23 protein-coding genes and 1 pseudogene are annotated in these 19,708 nt (G+C 68.9%); 4 read left to right on the top strand and 20 right to left on the bottom strand.

Going from position 1 to position 19,708, the window contains the following annotated elements:
* Window positions 1-4: 4 nt before the first annotated feature.
* The 12 genes from ABII15_RS28315 to ABII15_RS28260 all read right to left on the bottom strand — a co-directional run bounded on the left by ABII15_RS28315 (window position 5) and on the right by ABII15_RS28260 (window position 10,148).
* On the bottom strand, window positions 5-1,426 hold the full coding sequence (locus ABII15_RS28315; protein WP_353945083.1) for a hypothetical protein: 1,422 nt from the start codon (window positions 1,424-1,426) through the stop codon (window positions 5-7).
* Window positions 1,427-1,494: 68 nt separating this feature from the next.
* Window positions 1,495-1,902 (bottom strand): hypothetical protein, encoded by a 408-nt coding sequence (locus ABII15_RS28310; protein ID WP_353945082.1) that lies wholly within the window; start codon window positions 1,900-1,902, stop codon window positions 1,495-1,497.
* A gap of 301 nt (window positions 1,903-2,203) precedes the next feature.
* On the bottom strand, window positions 2,204-2,461 hold the full coding sequence (locus ABII15_RS28305) for a hypothetical protein (RefSeq protein ID WP_353945081.1): 258 nt from the start codon (window positions 2,459-2,461) through the stop codon (window positions 2,204-2,206).
* The gene (locus ABII15_RS28300; protein ID WP_353945080.1) at window positions 2,458-3,726 is read right to left on the bottom strand and encodes a hypothetical protein; all 1,269 of its coding nucleotides are present in this window, start codon (window positions 3,724-3,726) and stop codon (window positions 2,458-2,460) included. Before ABII15_RS28300 ends, ABII15_RS28305 begins: the two co-directional genes overlap by 4 nt.
* A gap of 125 nt (window positions 3,727-3,851) precedes the next feature.
* Window positions 3,852-4,451 carry a hypothetical protein gene (locus ABII15_RS28295; RefSeq protein ID WP_353945079.1) on the bottom strand — a complete coding sequence of 200 codons (600 nt, stop codon included), beginning with the start codon at window positions 4,449-4,451 and terminating at the stop codon, window positions 3,852-3,854.
* A gap of 67 nt (window positions 4,452-4,518) precedes the next feature.
* A complete protein-coding gene (locus ABII15_RS28290; protein WP_353945078.1) occupies window positions 4,519-5,022 on the bottom strand; it encodes a hypothetical protein in 504 nt (167 codons plus the stop codon).
* Between the two features lie 12 nt (window positions 5,023-5,034).
* Complete coding sequence (locus tag ABII15_RS28285; RefSeq protein WP_353945077.1) at window positions 5,035-5,772, bottom strand: hypothetical protein; 738 nt, start codon at window positions 5,770-5,772, stop codon at window positions 5,035-5,037.
* A gap of 3 nt (window positions 5,773-5,775) precedes the next feature.
* Entirely contained in the window at window positions 5,776-6,996 is a 1,221-nt protein-coding gene (locus ABII15_RS28280; RefSeq protein WP_353945076.1) for a putative T7SS-secreted protein, read from the bottom strand.
* 66 nt (window positions 6,997-7,062) lie between these two features.
* The gene (locus ABII15_RS28275; protein ID WP_353945075.1) at window positions 7,063-7,350 is read right to left on the bottom strand and encodes a type VII secretion target; all 288 of its coding nucleotides are present in this window, start codon (window positions 7,348-7,350) and stop codon (window positions 7,063-7,065) included.
* Between the two features lie 111 nt (window positions 7,351-7,461).
* Window positions 7,462-7,956: a type VII secretion target gene (locus tag ABII15_RS28270; protein ID WP_353945074.1), complete on the bottom strand. Its 495-nt coding sequence runs from the start codon at window positions 7,954-7,956 to the stop codon at window positions 7,462-7,464.
* Between the two features lie 28 nt (window positions 7,957-7,984).
* On the bottom strand, window positions 7,985-8,455 hold the full coding sequence (locus ABII15_RS28265; RefSeq protein ID WP_353945073.1) for a hypothetical protein: 471 nt from the start codon (window positions 8,453-8,455) through the stop codon (window positions 7,985-7,987).
* 61 nt (window positions 8,456-8,516) lie between these two features.
* Entirely contained in the window at window positions 8,517-10,148 is a 1,632-nt protein-coding gene (locus tag ABII15_RS28260) for an alpha/beta hydrolase (protein WP_353945072.1), read from the bottom strand.
* A 437-nt stretch (window positions 10,149-10,585) separates the two neighbouring features.
* On the opposite strand from ABII15_RS28260, the pseudogene ABII15_RS28255 reads away from it, so the two are divergent.
* Window positions 10,586-11,706 (top strand): annotated as a pseudogene (locus ABII15_RS28255) (IS630 family transposase).
* 17 nt (window positions 11,707-11,723) lie between these two features.
* Here the strand turns inward: ABII15_RS28255 and ABII15_RS28250 are convergent.
* Window positions 11,724-12,125 carry a hypothetical protein gene (locus ABII15_RS28250; protein ID WP_353945071.1) on the bottom strand — a complete coding sequence of 134 codons (402 nt, stop codon included), beginning with the start codon at window positions 12,123-12,125 and terminating at the stop codon, window positions 11,724-11,726.
* A gap of 176 nt (window positions 12,126-12,301) precedes the next feature.
* On the opposite strand from ABII15_RS28250, the gene ABII15_RS28245 reads away from it, so the two are divergent.
* The gene (locus tag ABII15_RS28245; protein WP_353945070.1) at window positions 12,302-13,678 is read left to right on the top strand and encodes a hypothetical protein; all 1,377 of its coding nucleotides are present in this window, start codon (window positions 12,302-12,304) and stop codon (window positions 13,676-13,678) included.
* Between the two features lie 176 nt (window positions 13,679-13,854).
* A complete protein-coding gene (locus ABII15_RS28240; RefSeq protein WP_353945069.1) occupies window positions 13,855-14,139 on the top strand; it encodes a hypothetical protein in 285 nt (94 codons plus the stop codon).
* An 82-nt stretch (window positions 14,140-14,221) separates the two neighbouring features.
* Here ABII15_RS28240 and ABII15_RS28235 read toward each other — a convergent pair whose 3' ends face one another.
* The 4 genes from ABII15_RS28235 to ABII15_RS28220 form a co-directional block, all read right to left on the bottom strand.
* Window positions 14,222-14,512, bottom strand: coding sequence for a WXG100 family type VII secretion target (locus ABII15_RS28235; RefSeq protein ID WP_351450027.1), 291 nt, complete (start codon window positions 14,510-14,512; stop codon window positions 14,222-14,224).
* Between the two features lie 86 nt (window positions 14,513-14,598).
* The gene (locus ABII15_RS28230) at window positions 14,599-14,925 is read right to left on the bottom strand and encodes a WXG100 family type VII secretion target (RefSeq protein WP_353945068.1); all 327 of its coding nucleotides are present in this window, start codon (window positions 14,923-14,925) and stop codon (window positions 14,599-14,601) included.
* A 192-nt stretch (window positions 14,926-15,117) separates the two neighbouring features.
* Window positions 15,118-16,125, bottom strand: coding sequence for a PE-PGRS family protein (locus tag ABII15_RS28225; RefSeq protein ID WP_353945067.1), 1,008 nt, complete (start codon window positions 16,123-16,125; stop codon window positions 15,118-15,120).
* A 159-nt stretch (window positions 16,126-16,284) separates the two neighbouring features.
* The gene (locus ABII15_RS28220) at window positions 16,285-16,623 is read right to left on the bottom strand and encodes a hypothetical protein (protein WP_353945066.1); all 339 of its coding nucleotides are present in this window, start codon (window positions 16,621-16,623) and stop codon (window positions 16,285-16,287) included.
* A gap of 168 nt (window positions 16,624-16,791) precedes the next feature.
* Between ABII15_RS28220 and ABII15_RS28215 the strand changes: the two genes are divergently transcribed.
* Window positions 16,792-17,565 (top strand): hypothetical protein, encoded by a 774-nt coding sequence (locus tag ABII15_RS28215; protein WP_353945065.1) that lies wholly within the window; start codon window positions 16,792-16,794, stop codon window positions 17,563-17,565.
* 31 nt (window positions 17,566-17,596) lie between these two features.
* Here the strand turns inward: ABII15_RS28215 and ABII15_RS28210 are convergent, their stop codons facing one another.
* From ABII15_RS28210 to ABII15_RS28200, 3 genes are read right to left on the bottom strand one after another with little or no spacing between them, the layout of a single operon-like run.
* The gene (locus ABII15_RS28210) at window positions 17,597-18,217 is read right to left on the bottom strand and encodes a hypothetical protein (protein ID WP_353945064.1); all 621 of its coding nucleotides are present in this window, start codon (window positions 18,215-18,217) and stop codon (window positions 17,597-17,599) included.
* A gap of 18 nt (window positions 18,218-18,235) precedes the next feature.
* A complete protein-coding gene (locus ABII15_RS28205; RefSeq protein ID WP_353945063.1) occupies window positions 18,236-18,601 on the bottom strand; it encodes a hypothetical protein in 366 nt (121 codons plus the stop codon).
* 47 nt (window positions 18,602-18,648) lie between these two features.
* A complete protein-coding gene (locus ABII15_RS28200) occupies window positions 18,649-19,680 on the bottom strand; it encodes a hypothetical protein (protein WP_353945062.1) in 1,032 nt (343 codons plus the stop codon).
* Between the last annotated feature and the right edge of the window lie 28 nt (window positions 19,681-19,708).

The raw sequence follows: 19,708 nt of genomic DNA, 5'->3' as shown, positions 1-19,708 counted from the left end.
CTGGCTACTCCACGACCTTGGGGTTGACCACGCGGTCATTCGCCCAAGTCTGCTCGTCCTCGACCAGATAGTCCGGACGGGAGTTGTCGCGCCGCTTCTTGTCCTTGCCGTTCGCCTGGGTACCGCGTCCGGCCATGCCATTGCGCCCGGCGTTCGTTCCGGTTCCACCTGTAGCGGTCTTCGGCTTCTGGCGCAGAGCCGAGCCTCCCTGCTGACCGGACCCAGGCTTCACTACGGACTTGCCGATCGCGCCGCCCTTCGTGCGTGCGAGCGACTCGCCCTTAACGCCCTTGGCACCCGGCTTGCCGGCCGCGCCTGAACCCGAGCCGCCTGCGCCAAGGCCACCACGCCCCACGCCGCCCGTACCCCGGCCGCCAGCGCCCGCACCTCGCCCTGCAGCACCCGCGCCAAGGCCTGCGCCGGCACCGATCCCGCCGCCGATAGCCGCACCGCCGATACCGCCCGTGCCAGCACCGGCTCCGGTCCCAACGATGCCACCGCTGATGCCACCGCCCGCGCCGACGCCGGAACCCACGGCCCCAGCTCCAGCGCCCGAACCACCAAAGCTGAGATTCCCGGCGCCGATCTGCGAACCGGTCCCTGGCTTCTGCGAGCCGATGCCACCACTGATGCCGTCAGTACTGGCGTTCGGCGACTGCGCACCAGCGATCGGCGAACCCGAGCCAGTAGAGCGGCTGAGGTTGCTCGCTGCAGAGCGGGAGGAGGGGCTAGTGACGGAGCCAGCGACAATCGGCACAGGAGCAATGCCACCGGGCTCACCCGGATAGTCCTCGCCGTCGTCGTGCTGCCTCTTCGACCACGTCCCGATCGACTGGCTCTGCCCGTTGTAGGCAGCCCCAAGTTCCTCCATCTTGACGGCCATCTTCATCTGCGCCTCGCGCCCAGCCGACATATCGCCTTCGCGATTGTCGACGATCTCCTGCGCAGAGACACCCTTATTGGAGATGTCGCGGTTGAGGCCTTCCTCGTCGCGACCGCCGTCCGTCGCCTTGTCCCAGAGGCTGCTCCCCGTACCCGGCTTCTCCATCGCCATGACCTCGGGCTTGATCCGCTCAAGCACAACAGCGGCGTTGGCCATTGTCGTCGAGAGGTTCTCAGCGAATGTGGACGTGTCCTGGATCTTCTTCGAGATGACCTTCGACCGGGCCTGGAACTGGTCGGCCGACGTGCCTTCCCAGTCCTGGAGTACCTCCGCCACTGCAGCCTCGTAGACAGTCTTCGTCTCAACGAGCTGGTCACGGATAGCCTTCCAGCCCTCCGACACCTCGCGTACACCGCCAGGACTAGCGCCCTGCACCATGGCCTTCATCTGGTCCATGTTGTAGTTCTTGAAGTCGCTGGTGTGTTTGCCGACATAGCACTGAGTCGGAGCGTTGTACGTGTAGTCCGCGTCCTTGTCACTCACTGTGGCCCAGGCCTCCTTCGCCTCTCGCTACGCGTCCGACGCGCCCACTGCTGTCCTTGCGACTCCCCCTACGCACCCGACATCGACCCCGCCGTCGAGCTCGCGTTACTCCCCGCGGTCGAGGAGGAAGTCGACGCCGTGTGCGCACCGTTCACAGCGCTGGCCGTGTCGGCCTCTGCGTCCTGATACGCCCCGTGCGCCCTCTTGGTCTTCGCACCGAAATCGTCCATGACCTCCTCGAGGTGATGGACGACGGACTCCAGGTACGTCTTCATGTCGCCATGGGCAGCGGCGAGGTCGTCAGCTTCCTGGAATGGAGCCTCACAGGAGGGGCTGAATCCCAGAGCCCCCGACGCGAGGTACGTCTTGTGCTTGGTGTCCTGGCTCGTCTTGCCGAGGTCCCCGATGATCCCGTTCAGCTTCTTGATGACGTTGTCGAGCGCACTCAGATCGACCTTGTATCCGTCACCGGCCATGCTGTTGGCCCTCCCCGTTCGTCCCGTCGGTCTCGTTCATCCCCGTGTAGGGCAGTACGTCCGGTCCCCTGTCACAAGTCTGTCTCCAGACTATCGAACAGCACCCACACCTCGCCCGGTGCTCCCTGTCACAACTCCGCGACAAGCGTGGCGAATACACACTCATAGGTGGCATACCCACTGCATCCAGCCGACGCGCGTGTTCTGACACCCTCATGACCCCGGACGCCCCACCATGACCCAATCACCCGTCCTGATGGACCGCCACTCACCCATCCGGGCACCGCGCCGCGCACCGTCCTCACGAACCGCAGTCGCGCCCCGCGTCGCACTGCCAGCCGGAGAAGCCGCCTTCTTTGGGGTTGTCGACGTCGTGGTTGAACTCGAGGAACCCCCATGCCACCCAGGCGATGAAGGCGACGCAGAGAGCAAGACCGGCCCAAAGAGCGATCTTCTTCAGTGGGCTTCCGGTGCCGGTGCCGTTGCTTGTGTTTGTGCCGGTCTCGCGGTCTTCGCTGTGCCTGTCTTGCTCGCCCCGCAGTTCACGCCGGCCGTTCACGACGTCACCGTCACGTCGTCGGAGGAACCGGAGACCTCGAAGTCCCGCGCCGTTCGCGCGCTGTGGAGGTGGGCGATGTCGGCCTGCTCCAGATCCATGCCCATCGGCCCGGGGCCACCCCCGGACACCGTGGCGCGGTGCTCGCTGGGAATGCCCCAGTCGTAGCGCTTCTTGACCTCGACGTGGTACGTGATCTCGTCCCCCTCCTTCTCCCCGACGAGCCGGTACTGGAAGTGGTTGAGCGCGTAGTACCACTCCGTACTGCTGTCGCCGTCCGCGGGGTCGGGCGCGGTCGAGGACCACTCGGTGCTGAACGGCCCGTCCTCGCGCTTTCGGACGTCGCTGTCCAGTGTCCCCGCGACGTCCTTACGGAAGGCGGGGATCTCGTCCATCATCTGCTGCGGTACGACCTCGACAGGCTTCCCGCTCGCGTCCAGGTAGTGCTGGACCAGGCCGGCGGCCGTCGGCCACCCCTTCGCCACGGCGAAGTAGGCGGCGACGTTGTTGAGCTGGTTGTGGACCTTCCGGTCCTTGGCGGTGGCCTCGACGACGCCGAACTTCCGGTTCTCCGTCTCGAAGTTGTCGACCGTACCGAAGATCACCTTGAGGCTCTGCGCCAGCCACGCGTCGTCCTCGGCCGCGTCGTCGAGCAGTGTGCGCACCCGCTTCGCCAGGGAGTCGGCGGTCCGCTCGCGCTCCTCGGCCAGTCTCCCGGACTCGGGGGACTCCGGGCCGTACACCGGCTCCACCTCCACTTCGCCGGAGTCCGTGATCGTCATCCCTGCCTCCCTGGCCTCCTCCTGGAGGTTCTCGGCACGCCGTTTCAGGCCCGCGAGGCCCTTCACGCCACCGCGGCCCGTCCCGCCGTCGGCCTCCGTGTCCAGGAACTTCCGCAGGGCTTTGACCTCGTCGTCCAGCGCGTCGAAGTCCATCTCTACGCGGTCGCAGTATTTTTGCGCGGCCTGGCCGGCCTCGCCCTGCCAGATGAAAGGGTGGCCCAGCTTGCGTCTGCCCACGTAGTAGACGCGCGTCACGGCCACGACCCCCAGGACCAGCACGGCGGCCGGGGGCGCGACGGCCTTCAGCGCGTTCTCCGGCTCGGCGGACGCTGCCACCACGAGCCAGACGATTCCGACGAGGAGAAGCAGAGCTCCGAACCAGACCAGCCCTCCGCGCGACGTCCGTCTGAGGGACGTCTCGTGCTCGGCGAGGCTCCGCCGCACCATGTCGTCGTCGAGGTAGTCGTAGCCGTGGTCGCGGCTCATCTCCTGAACCACGTACGCGAGTCGGGGGTCGCGGACAGCGCGTGGGCGCCGATCGGCAGGAGCTCCTTGGCGTTCTGGTCCACGACGGGACCGCCTCCTTCAGCCGGTTCCGTCAGCCGGTTCCGTCAGCCGTCCCCTTCGTGCAGCACGGCCTGCGCGAAGACCACGCGCATGTCCAAGCGGTCCGTGCGGACCTTGTACTTGTCCGTCATGCCGGAGAACTTCACGGGCGCGAGCCCCAGGCCGGGGCCGCCCCCGGGCCGCCATGCCGTGCGCGACGGCAGATGCCAGTCGGGGCGGCCGTATCCGCCGACGAGACCCGCGATGTTGTAGATGAGCAGCAGCGGCGAGAGCACCACGTAGAGGATCCAGGCGCTGACGGTTCCACGGCGGCCGGTCAGCGTCGTGCCGTCCGGGAAGCTCATCTCGTACCGGGGGCGCCCGCCGGCTCCTCGGAGGGGCGGCCGAAGCACGCCCAGCTCCGCTCCGTCAGGGGCCGTCACAGCCAGATCGGTGCCCGGGGTGGACCCGGGCGCCCGTCGGGACACGGAGCACACCGGCTGGTGACCCGTCGGATCCGCGGAGACGGTGAAATGCGGTCCGAAGCCGTCCCGCGCGTCCTTTTCCGGCAGCACGCCCGCGACATAGAGCGCGGCCCCGCCACGCACCTCGATGACGCGCTGGATGGTGCCGGTCGTCCTTTCCTGCGCCGTCGGATAACGCACGCTGAATACGGTACTCACAATTCCTGACCCAAGAAGTCGGTGACAATGGATTCGGGGCCGTGGGTCGTCATCGCCATTTCCTACCGTTGAACGGCTTGAGCCACACGGGCAGTTCGCGCGGCGGGACGCCCGCCACGGACAGGACCTGAAGGTATCCGTTGACCTGATCGCGGGTCCCCGTGCGCAGCCAGACACGACGGGACCGGAACGCTCGGGACAGCAGGTACAGAGCGGCCGCGAGCAGGAGCAGTACGGGCGTGGCGAGGATCGGACCGGCCACCGGGTCGAGGGCGTCCCGGCCAGTGGCGTCGATCAGGAACCAGGCGCCAACGGCTCCGGGCGCGAGAAGCAGACCGCCCCAGATGCCGAGCAGATTCATCCGCGCCAGGAGCGTCCGATGGCGATGCAGCATCGCCGCGACCTCCCGGTCGGCCAGATAGTCGATACCCCTTGCGGCGCCGATCGTCCGCGCCGCCTCGGTCAGCCCAGGCACCTCCGCCAGGACAACGGCCGTCACGGGCAACACCCCCGGAGCGGCCTGCTCGGAGGCGGCGCCGTCATCGCTCGGCATGCGCCGCGCTGCTCATCCGAACACGTCCCGAACCGGCGATTCCGGCTCCGTGAGCGGGGGCGGTGGGGCCGGGGGCCGGTCGTCCGCCGCAGGCTCGGGATCGTTCACCTCCAGCGTGTTCACGATGCTGAAGAAGAGCTCGGAGTACAGGTCCCAGTCCTGCATGCACGGAGTGCTGAGTTCGAAGAGGGCCATCTCCGCGTGGCGCCGAAGGGGCAGGAACACGGCGATCTTCCCGATCTCCACCTCCTCGGGCCGGCCGGAATCGGTGATCTCCGCGGGAAGGCTCATGATCTCCGAGGTGAACCTGACGGCCGCCTCGCCCGCCGGCAGCCACACCGTCTCGACGAGAGTGCCCTCCCCGGCACCGGTGGCGACACCGGAGAGTTCCGCGGCGACACTCGCGGCCGTCGCCTTCCGGCCGTCCGGCACCGATTCCAGCAAGGTGGCGGTCACCGTCGCCGTGCTGTGCCGCCCGTCGAGGTCGAGCAGGCAGAAGCCCGCGTAGCCGACGCCCTCCTCGATCATCTCGGCGACCACCGGCAGCTGGGCCGACGCGTACTGGAACCAGAGCGGGGCGTCGCCCGTCGGGTAGATGTCCTGGGCCAGCTCGATCAGCGCCTCGCCGACCAGCTCCGGATCCTCCTGGACAGGCAGCTCGAAGAAGGCGGGCGGCACCCGGAACAGCAGCCGCTCGGAGACGGCGGTGGGTATGTCGGCGGTGCCGGCGGCGCGGAAGCTCGTGTCCATGGCTCAGGCCGCTCCCGCCGCCGACATGAACGCGCTGCTGGACGGCGCGGCGGCCGACTGCGTGCTCGATCCGCCCGACACCAGTCCGTGCGCGAGGCCGATGCCCTTGATGCCGATCATCGTTCCGCGCATCACGTTGCTTCCGACGTCCAGGGCCTCGTCGCCGAGACCGATCGCCTTGCCCGCCCGCGCCAGGCCCTTGTACATGACGCCGCCGGCCATGCCCCGGGCCACGTTGACCGAGGTCGCCATCTCGTCGGCATGGGAGAAGACACCGGCGAGGCGTTCGCCCGTCGCCGCGGCCTTGGCCGCCTTCGCTCCGGCCGTCAGGCCCTTGACCGCTCCGACACCGGGCAGCACGCCCAGGCCCGCGCCGACCCAGTCCATCACTCCGACCTTTTCGCCGCGGGCCGTCTTGACCCCGTAGCCGGCCAGCGCGAGCGCGCTGGCGCCGACGGCCAGTGCCCCGAACACCGCTCCCACGGGCGGGACGGCCATGGTCGCCAGGGAGATGATGGACAGCACGGATCCGATCTTGGAGAACGTGTCCGCGTGTTCGGCGAGGAAGTCGGTGAACCCGTCCCAGGCGCCCTTCAGGCCGCCCGTGACCTTGTCCCAGAAGCCGATGTCCGGCGGACGGTTCTTCGCGGCCTCACGGATGGCCTTCTCCGCCTGTTCCGCCTGCTCCTCCCAGTAGCGGCGCAGCGCCTCGCCGTCCTCGATGAGGATCTTGAGGTCGGACGCGGCTGCCTGGGCGGCCGCCGAGGCGGAATCGGCCTCCTCCGAAAGGGCCTTGGCCTGCTGCTCGGTGATGTCGCTGAACATCGCCTGGTTGATCCTGGAGTTGACCTGGTCGACCGCGGAGTTCTTCTCGTCGAGCCGCTTGCGGGCCTCGACCGCGCGTTCGTCGAGGCTCTTGGCCTGCCGCTGCATGGTCTCGAGCTCGTCGTGCCAGCCGCGCAGCGCCCGGGAGCAGGCGGCCATCGACTCGTGGCCCTGCTTCAGGTACTTGGGCAGCTCGCCGACCTTCTCCTGGAACTTCCTGGCGGCCTCGCCCTCCCAGACGCCGTCGGTCCTGCCGATGCCCACCAGCATCTCGCGCAGCTCGTCGAGCTCGTCGCCGACCGTCTTGACGTCGTACGCCAGCGACTCGATCGTGGACAGATCTCCCTTGGCCGGGTTGAACGTCAGTCCTGGCCAGTCGGGATCGTCGAACATCCCCATCGTCTTCTCCCCGTTGCGTGGCGGTCGCGCACGCCGTGCGCGTTCCTGAAGTGGCGGTGGCCAGGGCTATGCCGGGCTGAGGCCCGACCGGATGTCCTGTTCGGTCGCCTCGTACGCGTCGAGCGTCTTCTGAAGGCCCTCGTGCAGCGTCTTGGCCGCGTCGGCGATCCGCTTGATGCCGTCGCCCCAGTCGTCCTGGAAGTCGTCACAGGCGTTGTCGAGGCCGTCCGTGCCGAGGCCGGTCGGCCCGACCTTGTTCAGCCGCTGCTGGGCGCCGCGCATGCGGTCGTCCACCTGGTCCAGCCTGTTGATCAGCGTCCTCATGCGATCGGTGTCGATCTGGAAGTCCGCCATCCCCGTGTTCCTCCCCGTAGCCGTGACATGACCGGATCACTTCCGAGCAGGCTAACGGAGCCGCGGATTCAGCACGCACCCGGGCGCCTGCCTGCCCCGGCGCAGACCGCCTCACCCGAAGGGGTTCTCGCCCGCCGTGGGCCGCGTACTCACCGAACCGTCGTCGTACGTCGGCATGTTCGTGCCGTACGGGGTGCGCGGGTCGGGCGACGCGCCGCCCTGGGCCGGGGAGGCGCCGCTCGGCCCGCGCAGCACGGCGGGCATCTCGCCGGGGGTCGCCCGGGTCGTGGTGGAACGTCCGTCCGCGCCCAGGTTCTCGAAGTCCTTGCCGGTGCGTTCGTCGTTCCACTCGTGGCCGTCGGCCGACGAGCGGAGGTTGGCCGCTCCTGCCTGCGCCCGGGCCCGGAGGCCGTCGAGGGCCGGTTTCCAGCTGGTGGAGATCTCCTGGAGGGCGGAGCCGAACGCCCAGCCGGAGAGGGAGCCTCCTGCCGTGTCGGCCTCTTTGACGGCCCTGTCGGCCGGGTCTCGCAGGTCGTCGGCTATCGCGTCAGCGGCCTTGGCGGCGGCGCGCAGCTCGGCGGGGTCCACATGCGTTTCCTCGGACATGCTCGGCTCCTCGGCCCTCTCGGCTCTGTCAGAACTGCTGCTGTTCGGCGCCGGGCGGGAGCAGGCACGGCGTGCTCACGGAGAAGGAGAAGCGCTGAGGCTTCTTCTTGCCGGATCCGACCGTCTCGGCCTCCACCGAGAACTGGTTCTTCTTGTTCCGGGCTCTCAGCACCGAGGATTCATAGGCGCTCTTGAATTCCCGGTATCCGGTGATCTCGTATCCGCTCTTTGCGAGCTCTTCACGGAGCGTGCGCACGATACGCGTGTGATCCGTCGCCGGGGCCGGCGAGTACACGTAGTAATAGAGGCTGTAGCGGCCGTCCTCAGCCACTTCGTCGTGCTCTCCCACGCACTCCTCGAAGGCCGTCTTGGCCGTGTCGGGGAGGATGTCCACCCCGGCGACCTCGGCCAGACGGGCGGTGTGGTCCCGCGCCCACTTCAGCGCCGCGGCCTTCTCCATGCGCGGCAGCGGAGCGTTCTTGTCGTCGTGCTGGGACATGCAGCCTCCGGTCATCAACAACACGGCGCACAGGGCGGCCGTCCTGTGGACAAGTCGAGTTCTAACCGATGAAGGAGCCTTGCTCCGGATCGTCATTGACTTCCTTCGGCACTTCAGTGGGTGGTTTGCCCGCGATGATGGCGCCCTGGTTCGCGAGGGAATCGCTGTCCCGGTCCCAGTAGCCGCTGTGGCCATGGGTGTCGACTTCGAAGTTGTTCCCACCGAACGGCGCGTACAAGGGATCGTCTCCGAGGGTCATCCCGGCGAAGTTGTTGATGATGGGGTCGTCCTTGGCTCCACCGACCCAGACGTGCTCCGGGTCCATCTGGAGATCCGAGGCTTCGTGCACGGTCATCCCCGGGCTCCCCACGACCACCACGTCGTCGGCGCCGAGGCCACTGCCTCCGGCCGCCGCCGCACCGACCACGGTGGAGCCGTAGCTGTGCCCCATGACGGTCGTGTGACTGGGCGAACCGTCGTGGGAGGCGTGCGTCCCCGCGACGAACTGCCGCAGGTCGGGAGCGGCGTCCTCGGCCCGCCCGGTTCCGCCGACGCTGTTGAAGTCGGTCGGCGACCCCTCGGGCGCGTCGTAGCCGAGCCAGGTGATCATGGCGACGCTCTCGCCGTCGGACTTGTTCTCGGCCGACTTCTGCAGCATGCCGATCCGGTTGAGCTGCCCTGGCACACTCTCCATATTGGTGTTCGTCCCGGGCACGAGGATCCCCGTGTGGTCGGCGGTGTCCGGGTTGCCCATCGCGATGACGGCCCGCCCGTCGTCCTTGGAGTCGTACCCGATGAGGTACAGCTCCCTGCCCTTGGTCGCGCTGTCGCCCGCGTCGAGCCGGTCGCTCAGCAACTCGGCGTTCTTCAGGCGCTGGTTGACGGTCTCGTCGCTCTCGCCGGGGAACGTCTCGTCGTAGTTGCCCTCCTGGAGGGCGTTGAGTTCCTGGGCGAGGGCGGTGCGGTTCGCGTCGTCGCGGACGTCGGTCGGGAGCCCGTCGGTCGACCCGATCTGCTTCGGATAGAGGGTGGTGTACTCCTGCCGCTCCTCGGGGCTGAGCGCCTTCCACCACTCGGCGGCCGCCTTGGGGTCGTCCTTGGGGATCTGCGGGTCCTGAACGCCGATGTCCTTCATCGCACGCCGGGTGTCGTCGGCCGACTCCGCGGCGGCGTCGTGGTTGAACGGGTCGGTGAGGATGTCGCCGTTCAACCGGCCGAGCGCCTTCGCGCCGTCGTCGCTGGCCTTGCGCGCGTCGGCCAGGGCCTCGTCGATACGGGCGCGGTACTCGCCGAGCAGGCCGTTGCGGTCGGCGATGACCTGCTGGGCGTCGGGGTCCTGGTGCGGGAGGTCGGCGGTGGTCGGGTCGGTCACCCAGCCGTCGTCGTCGACCTCGAAATGGTCCTGCTCGGCACGGCGTACGGCGTTGCGCAGGGCGGTCTGGGCGTTCTCCATCCAGACCCGCGTGGTGTCGACGACCCGCGCGACGGCCATTGCCTCGGTCTCGACCACGCCCAGCCGCGACTCGACATCCTCCAGGAAGAACAGCGCGCTGTCGGCGTCGTCGCCCTTCCAGGAGTGGTGCAACGGCCCTGTGACGCGCGCTCGGTGACGACTCGTCAGCGTGTCGGAGGTGGTGGACAGCTTGCGCCAGGCCGCTGCCGACGCCTCCGCGTCCGAGAAGTCCTGCTTCAACAGCCGAGCGAAATCAGAGGCCACGACGGTCCCCGCCCGATCTCCTCGACCACGCCGCCCGCCCCGAACCGCGCGGCACATCAGGCACCTTGAACATCACCCTGGACAACACGCGAAGCCCCCGCTCCGAACGACCTTCACCAGCTGCACTGCGATCACCGACTGTAGGACAGCAAGCGAACGTACGTACGTGCTTTGAGGGGAGTGCGGGGTGTATGTGGTTCGAGTGGCGCTCCTTGATACGTGCGGCATCGAAGGAGTGAGGGGCGAGGCCGCCTTCCCGGGCCGCTGATCATTCCTTTCACGCCGCCGACGCTGCTCAGCCGCGCACCACAGCAGCGGTCGCCCGGCTAGTGCCCTGACCGGGAAGGTTCGCCGGGTTGTTGGTGGTGGCGGTTGGATGTGCGGTGACGTCCGATCCGACCGTTGGGGGTGCGGTGGCTGAGCCTGTTCGGGTGCGCAGACTGACTGACCAGGAAGGGCAGAAGCTGCAGCAGATCGTGCGCCGGGGCAGCACCAGTTCGGTGCGGTACCGGCGGGCGATGATGCTGCTGGCCTCGGCCGGCGGGAACGGGGCACCGGTGATCGCGAAGCTGGTGCAGGCCGACGAGGACACCGTGCGCGATGTGATCCACCGGTTCAACGAGATCGGCCTGGCCTGCCTGGACCCTCGGTGGGCGGGAGGCCGTCCCCGCCTGCTCGATCGTGATGACGAGGACTTCGTCATCCAGACGGCCATCACCCGCCCCACCAAGCTCGGCCAGCCCTTCACCCGCTGGTCGCTGCGCAAGCTCGTCGCCTACCTGCGGAAAGTTCACGGCCGGGTGATCCGCATCGGCCGCGAGGCGTTACGTGGCCTGCTCGCCCGCCGCGGCGTCACCTTCCAGCGCACCAAGACATGGAAGGAGTCGCCGGACCCGGACCGCGAGGCGAAGCTGGACCGGATCGAAGAGGTCCTTCACCGCTTCTCCGACCGGGTTTTCGCCTTCGACGAGTTCGGCCCGCTCGGGATCCGGCCCACCGCCGGCTCGTGCTGGGCCGAACGAAAGCGCCCCGGCCGACTGCCCGCCACATATCACCGCACCCACGGGGTGCGCTATTTCCATGGCTGCTACTCGGTTGGGGACGACCGCCTGTGGGGCGTCAACCGGTGCAAGAAGGGCGCCGCGAACACGCTGGCCGCGCTGAAGTCGATCCGTGCCGCCCGCCCCGACGGCGCACCGATCTACGTGATCCTGGACAACCTGTCTGCCCACAAGGGCGCCGACATCGCCGCTGGGCGAAGAAGAACAAGGTCGAGCTGTGCTTCACCCCGACCTACGCCTCGTGGGCAAACCCCATAGAGGCCCACTTCGGACCGCTGAGACAGTTCACCATCGCCAACTCCCACCACCCCAACCACATCGTGCAGACCAAGGCTCTGCACGCCTACCTGCGCTGGCGCAACGTCAACGCCCGCCATCGTGACGTCCTGGCCGCCGAACGCAGGGAACGCGCCCGCATCCGCAGCGAGAAGGGCATCCGATGGGGCGGACGCCCGCTCACGATGGCGGCCTGACCAGATATTCCGGCGGGTCAGACAACCAGCGCCGCGTGCAGCGCATCGAATGCTTCACGAAGTTCCAACGTGGCGATCGGATCGATCTCCATCTGCAAATGACACACGCCGTCGTCGCCGTTGGGAGTCAGACGCACGAAAAAGGCGAAACCGTCCCCGACGGGCTCCGCCTTCAACGTCATCGGATTGCTCCGGCCCGGAGTCACCACCACCGAAAAGCGTCCACCCGACGGCGCGCGCAGGTGAGAGAGCACGCGGGCCGCGAAGTCCACGACCTCCGCAGCGCTGACATCCGCGGTGAAGTCAGCCGTCAGCCACGAGCACCAATCGGCAGTGACCTGCCAGGTGTCGCCATCGGTCCGAGCCAGTTCCACCCACACGTCGTCGCTGCCGAGGCGTATCCGCGGTAGTTCCATCATCGCCCTCCGACATCCGAGCCTGGGCTCAAGATCCTATGAGGCAGATCTCCCTCATCGGAAGCCATCACGCCATCCACCGCCCGCTCAACCCGGCGAACCTTGCCGGTCAGGGCACTAGCGTCATGCGCCGAGCCGAAGCGGGCCGGAGCCGCTTCCCGCCGACAGGAGCTGAGGACGTGCAACAGATGTCTCACACCGAGAACTCCGGGACGGTCCGGGTGGGGCGGTGGGTCTGTGTTCTGGGCGTTGCCGGTCTCGTCGTCATGACGGGAAGCTGGCTGTTCGCCGGGGCAGGGCCGGTGCGGTCGGCGTCGGTGTGGGCGGGCCTCGGTGTTCTCGTCGGCTGTGTGCTGGTGGTTGCGGGGCAGGTGCGTTCCGGGGGTGGGCGGGTGTCACGTGTGGAGGCGTACGGGGCGGCGCTGGCGTCGGTACGTGAGCAGCGCGCGGAGGCGGAGGGCGTTCCGGCGGTCGTGCTCGGGGCGCGTTGGGGCTGGATCCGCGTGACGGCGGTCGGAGTCGCCGTGGTGACGGCCGTCGCGCTTGCCGTCGGCCTCGGTTCCGCTCGGCCCGAGCGATCGGCGGCGGCCTCCGCTCTCTCGGGCGCCGACTACGTGATCGAGGAGCTGCCGGTCACCGGTGTCACCAACATCGCTGCTGCCGGGCACAGTTCGCGGAGTTCGACGATGGCCGACTACAGAGTGGTGCTGCCAGGGACGGGGGCCGGCGTATCCGCTACGTTCCGCGCGTACAACGGCAAAGGGATGCGCGAAGTGGGTCGGACCTACCAGGTCGCCTACGCGCCGGCGCGGCCCGACCTCGCGGCGGTCGGCGGCATCTCGGTCGAGGCGGTCGAGGCGCAGCTCGCCGGACGGGCCCTGTCGTACCGCAGCAGCACCTTCGTCGCGGCCGCCTGGGCGATCGGCGCCGCTCTGGCGACGGCCGTGGGGACAGGGATCGCGTCGCGTCCCCGGGGCGCGCGGCGCGTGGACGGTGACTGGGTCGCCCTGCGCGCGACCGTGACGGGCCAGATCGAGCACGTCGAGACGGAGAGCGGGAGCAAAAGCGCGCCGAGTTCCAGCCGTTACCCGTGCCTGGCCCTGCGGACCGACACGGGTGAGGACGTTCCTCTGGCGGTTTCGGCGACGGTGCGGGCGGCAGCAGTGGTCCTCACCGGCGTAACGGGCTGGCTGCTGTGGAACCCCCGAGGGCGCGGCAAGGCCGCCGCGGAGTTCGTCGTCGACGACGGCTGGCAGTTGCCCGGCCGCGTCCCCGGCTCGGTCGCGTACCGCATCGCCGCCGGCCCGCGCGGGCCGGTACCGGTCGACGCCGGCCGACGCACCCGGCTCCTCGAACTCGGGGCGCTCTGGCCGCGTACCGTACCGATGGGTCTCCTGGCGGGACTGCTCGTCTCGGCAACCGCGGCGGGCCTCCTGCTCGTCCCTGTGAACGGCGGCTGGCGGATCTGGGCGGCCCTGGTGATGATCCTCGCGCCGCTTCTCGGCCACCTGGGGGCCGGGGACGCGGAACGTTCCCGAGTTGCCGTGGAGAGCTGATCCGGCGCGCACGAACTCACACGGCGAACGTCGGCTCAGTATCGGAATCGGCATCGGTACCGTCAGAAGTGCCGTTCGCTGGACAGCGACTTGGGACAACGCCCCGAAACCATGACCCGAATTGGCGACAGCTGCGGAAAGCGGCGCGATGACACACGGATGGGGCGGTACGTGGCATGAGCGTGCTCGGTGAGGGTGAGACTCTCGATCTGTTTCTCACCCGGGGCCGCCTGTTGGCCCTGGGTTCCGTCCCCGCCTGGTGGCTGCTGACGCTTTTCATCCTCGCGGAAGAGGGCTGGCGCCACAGTTTCGCGCTGGGCTTCGTGCTCCCTCTGCTCGTCGCCTACGGAGGAGTCCGGGGATACCGGGACGTTCGGCCCGGAATGACCGCCGCGGCGCTGGCTCTGGGCGTCGCGACACCGCTGCTGACCCTCGGCCTGGCGTGGCTCGAGGGTCGTTGACCCGCGGCGACCGCTCCGGACATACCACCGGGGGCGGCGGATGCGAGTGCATCTGCCGCCCCCGGACGGGTACCGCTGAGCGTCACGACCAGACGTTGGTGTTCCGCTGCTCGGTCTGCTGGTAGTTCTGGGCGGCCGTGTCCAGGGCGCGGGCGATGGACTCGAGCGTCGAGTGGAGGGACGCGGCGCGCTGGTCCCACTCGTTCTGCTTGGCCTGGTAGCCCTCCTGAGCGGCACCTTCCCAGGTCGAGGCGATGCGCTTGACGCCGGCCTCGAGGTCGTCGAGCTGCTGACGCACGTTGCTGGCGGTGGACTTGACGTCCTGGGACGCCTGGGAAATGGTCTGGAAATTGACCAGAACCTGACCGGACATGATCTCTCCCCCGGGGGATTGTGGACGGACGGTGAGAAGCTCTACGAGCTCACTGCGAGCTCAGTGAAGGACGAGCGCGGTTCGGCTCAGCCGAACGGGGAGGCCTCGGCACCCGAGGAGATGTGGCCGATGGACGCGGTCTGCTCCTCCTCGGACGACTGGTAGTTGCCGGCCGTCGCGTCGATCGCTTCCTTGATCTCGTTGAGGACCCGGTTCAGCGCGGTCGCGTCCTCGTTCACCTGGTTCTGCAGGTTGTTGTACGCGGTGGCCGCGGCGCCCTTCCAGCCGCCGGTGATCGAGTCGACCACCGTCTGCAGGCGCTGGATCTCACCCTGGATGGACTCGTTCACCTGGGAGATGCGGCCGCTGAACGCGACCATCTCCTCGTGCGTGACATTAAACTGACCAGCCATGGCCACTTGCCCCCATGAGATTCGACATCGGTCCCCGCGGCCCACGGATTTCTAGAGGAACCCGGCGCGGGTGGCACTTCTCGGGAGTGCCGCAACTGTACTTTAGTCACAGTTGACACGGGCACCAAGACCGTTCCCGGTGATCGGGTGCACTGTGACACGACCCTCACATTGTCACGGACACAACAGAGTTCAGCCGAACGTGGCGCGGGCGCGTTCGTCCTCCGCCGCCGAGCCAGGACCCGTCCCCGCCGCCGGGGTCGAAGCAGCGGCGGAGGGGGCCGTCGACGACGTCGATCCCGGCGATGCCGAAGTCCCTTCCGACGCTTCGGCGGACGCCTCACCGCCCGCTCCCCCACGCAGCCGGTCGACGCCGGACTGCGCATGGTTCCCGGCCACTTCCGTCGCCCGGTCGGTCCCCGCGTCGATGTACGTCTGCGGATCGACGAGGCCCGTGAGCCCGTCGGCCTTCTCCTGGAGACCGTCCTTGATTCCGCTGACGGCCGTCTCCTTGAAGGAGTCGTAGCCGGCCCCCGCCGCCGCACCGAAGTCGATGCCCTGCTGGGCGCCGAAGTGCGTCTTGACGCCCTGCTCGACGATGCTCTGGCCCGCCGACTTGCCCGCCTCGACGGCGGCCTCCTTCAGGACCTCGACGATCATCTCCTTGATCGCCTTCACCGAGGCCTGTTCGACGGCGTCCTTGATCGTCTTGATCACCAGTTGCTTCAGCTCGTCGAGCAGACGGCGCACGATGAGCCGGGTCGCCTGGGTGGCGCCCGCCGCGCCGACCTCCGACAGGCCGAGGGTGAACGGCGCGGCGGCCTGCGCCGCGGCGATCTCGATGGCCAGGGCGATGAGCTGCGCGATCACCGCGATCTTGCTGCCGACGACGATCAGGGCGACCGCGTCGAGGGCGAACGCCAGAATCTCCGCGGCCTGCGCGGCGTCCTCCAGATAGCCGCCTCCGGGGCCCGAGAACTTCTGCCACGCCTCGCCGAAACTCTCCACCGCCGCACCGGAGTTGGCGCCGAACACGGTCTGCGCCGCACCGGTCCCGGTGCCCTGCGCCTGGCGGACCGCCTCGGCGAACTCCCGCCAGGCCTGCGCCGCTTCATGGATCTTGTCCTCGTCGGCGTCCGGCCAGCTGTAGCCGAGCAGATCCAGGACCCACTCGATCTCGGACGGCAGCATCAAGGCCATGGTGTGTCGCTCCCCCGTGGGCGTACGCCCCTGTGAACGCGTACGCCTGTGTGTAGGTGACGGCGACGGCTGCGGTCCGTCGCCCCGTGAACAGGTGTGTGCGCGTGCGCGCGCGTCGATCCGTACGTCGGTCAGCGCATCGGTCGGTCCGTACGTCGGTCAGTACGTGATGCCGGGGCGCTGAGCGCCGTAGGCGACGATGCCCTGGGTCTGGTCGTCCTCGGTCAGCTCGTACTGCGCGCCCATGACCGCGAGGTTGTTGCCGATCTTGTCGAGCTCCGAGGCCAGGTGCTCCATCGAGTCGAGCATGCCGTCCCGCACCGGCTCGTAGATGTCGGCGAAGGTGCCGATGACGTCCTCGCCCCAGTCGGACTCGGCCGTTTCGAGTGACGCCTTGAGCCGCTCGGTCGCGGACTTGAAGGCGGCGCCGAGGTCGGTGAAGACGCCGCCCTGGTCCTTGAGTACGGCCGGATCGACGTCGAAGCCAGTGCCTGCCATGAACTCCCCCTGAAATCATGCCCTGTTGGCCCTGGTCACTCTAGTGCCGCCCTGTACCAGTGATTGACAGCCCGCGCAATCCTCACCACGTGCTCACACACACGCCATGTACCTGAGCTAACGTGCTGCGGCCCGCCGTCCGCGTCCGCGAGGAGCCCGAGGCCCGCCATGGCCAACTATCAGCCGAACCCCTACCAGCAGCCGCAGCCACCGCAGCAGCCGCCGTACCCGAACCCGTACCAGCAGCAGCCGCCTCCGAACCCGTATCAGCAGCCGCCCTGGGGTGCACCACCTCAGGGACCGCCGCCCGGGCCCCAGGCGCCCTACCCCGCGGCGCCCCAGCAGCCCGGCGGCTCCAAGGTCCCGGTGCTGGGGCGGCTGATCGGTGCGGGCATCATCGTCGTCGCGCTGCTGTTCAGCAGCTTCTTCGGCTGGGAGGGGCTGTACGCCGCCGGGGTGCGCGGGGTGCACGGGGAGCTGAAGGTCGACAAGTGCACGGTGAAGTACGAGCGGTACCGCACGCACGGGCACTACCGGACCCGGCGGAGCTACGACTGCTACGGGACGTTCACCTCGGACGACGGCAAGACCAAGGACATCAACGCCGTCCTGGACACCGAACTGCGCTACGACGCCGACGAGACGGTCTCGGTGACGCAGTCCGGTGAGGCCGTGTCGACATCGCGCGACTACGACTACGTCGTCTCCGACGCCAAGCATGCCGGGTTCAACTTCGCCGGTTCCTTCGCCCTGCTCATCGCCGTCGCGCTCGGCGTCTTCTGCGCGGCCACGGGCTACTTCCCCGGCAGGCGCTGCAAGGTGTCGTACAGCGAGGCGTGGCGCGCGTCCGCACGGGGCGCGACCCGGCCGGCCGTCATCGTGATCGGCGCGATCGGCGCCGTGGGCGCGCTGGTGTCGCTGCTCCTGGGCTACATGCTCTAGGGCGTGGGGTACGAGCGTGGGCCCGCGGTTGTTACCAGGCGGCGGCCACCAGAAGTCCCGCCCCGATCAGCACCGGGCACAGGGCGACGAGCACGCCGAGCACCGGCAGGGCGGGGCGGCGCTCGCGCAGCAGTTGCCAGGCCTCGCCGAAGGTGATGCGGCCGAAGCGGTACCTCGGCTCGTTCCATCGCGCGCGCGGCATGTATCCGGTGAGCAGGAAGAAGGCGCCCACGGCGAAGAGCAGCGCGGCGCCGCCGAGCCAGGCGAGGGCGCGGGCGAGCTTTCCGACGGTGAGTTCACCGGCGGACGAGCCCGTGTAGCCGCCGTCGGTCCGGAACGCGGGGAGCCAGGCACCCGGCACGGCACGGGTGTCACGCTGCAGGACTGCGCCCTCGGTCCGCTCGCCGGTCTTGTCGTCCTTGAACGTTCCGGTGCAGCTGTAGCCGCCGTGGTCGCCGCGGGCGCAGGACTCCACGGCGACGTACCCGGTGCGGGCCGTGACCGTGAGGTGGCCGTCGAAGCAGCCGATACCGGAGAGCGCCAGCTTGCCGCCCACGACGACGATGGCGGCTCCGACGAGCCAGCCCCGTATCCGCCGGTTCACGTGGTCGCGGCGGGAGCGGTGCCGCTCCCAGGCGGCGGAGTCGGTCACGGTTCCCGTCCTCCGCCGCTACCGGATGCGGCTGTCGCGGCCGGCGCCGCCGTCCCTCGGGTCCTCGTCCGGGTCGTACTCGCGGACCTTCTGGCGCTCCTGCGGCGACATGTTCTTCCACTGCTCGCGCAGCGGCGCGAGTCCCTCGCCGAGCGCGCGGTGGCCGGCCGGGCTGTCGAGCACGTCCTTCAAGTCCATGCGTCCGGAAAGGAGTTGGCGGGCCAGGTCCTGGAGCGGCGCCGGGGCGTTCGGCATGTCACGGACCTTGCGCAGGGAGGCCGTGAGGTGCTCGTTCTGCTCCTCGGTGAGGTTCTTGTCCTCGATGGGATAGTCGCGCTCGCCGAGCGCGTCGAGGCGGTCGCGGTTTCCGGGTCCGTTGCTCATGGTGTGGGACTCCCCCTTGTGGATGCGTACGTTGGTTCGTCGGTGCGTCAGCCGAAGGTGGCGCGGACCTGATCGGACTCCGATGCCCCCGCGGAAGCGGTGGCGGGGGCAGGTGCGGCGGCGGCTGGTGCCGGCGTGGACGGGGTGGACGCCGGCTCGGTCGGCGTGGACGGCGTCGACGTTCCCGACCCCGACTCCGCGTGCGGCTTCTCCGTGGCGTTGTTGAAGAGCTCGCCCGCGCCCTGCACAGCCGTCCGCAGCCCGCCCGGGTCGCCCGCGTCGGCGGCCGCGAGGCCCTGTACGACCTTTCCGCCGGCCTTGGCCTCGAAGTCGTAGCCGTTGCCGTCGTCGTTCACCGAGATCTCGCCGGCCACCTTCCCCATCGCGGGGTTGACGGCGGCGGCGCCGAATCCCAGCAGGGACTCCTGGACACTGCCCCCGGCCCCGAGGCTCACCTTGATGCTCTGCGTCGCGGCCTCGCTGGCGACGGACTTCAGGGTGTCCTTGGCCAGGTCCTCGAGGATGGTCTTCGCCTCCTTGACGACCCGCTCCTTGAGAGCCTCCTGGATCGCCTGCCAGACCTTCTGCGCGGCCTCCTTGAGCAGGCGCCCCACGAGCTGCCTGACCATCACGACCCGGGCGGCGAAGGCGGCCTCGGACGCGCCGAGCGTGACGACGGCGCTCGCCTGCGCCGCCGCGAACTCGATGGCCAGGTCGATGAGCTGGATGATGATGGCCAGCTTCATCTCGGCCACGACGGCCGCGCACGCCGTGAGCGCTCCGGCCAGCGCGCCCGACGCCACGGCGATCACGTCGAGGTAGCCGACGCCCAGGGCGGCGCCCGCGAACTTGCCCCACTCCTCGGTGAACTTCTCGACGGCCTCGCCGGAGAAGCCGGTGATCGGCTGGGCCGCGGAGTTGCCCTGCGTCTGCGCGTCGGCCGCGGCCTGGCCGAGCTGAAGCCACTCGTTGGCGGCCTCGATCATCTTGACTTCGTTGAGATTCGGCCAGTCGAACCCGAGAAGATCGAGGATCCAGTCGAGTTCCGGCGGCAGTACGGTGATCTCGTCCCAGGCCACGTGCCTGCTCCTCAGTGATCGGGAGGGG

Source organism: Streptomyces sp. HUAS MG91 (assembly GCF_040529335.1).
In the GTDB taxonomy this organism is placed as follows: domain Bacteria; phylum Actinomycetota; class Actinomycetes; order Streptomycetales; family Streptomycetaceae; genus Streptomyces; species Streptomyces tabacisoli.
The sequence above is the reverse complement of the archived record's forward strand: the minus strand, read 5'-3'. Positions and strand labels throughout refer to the sequence as shown.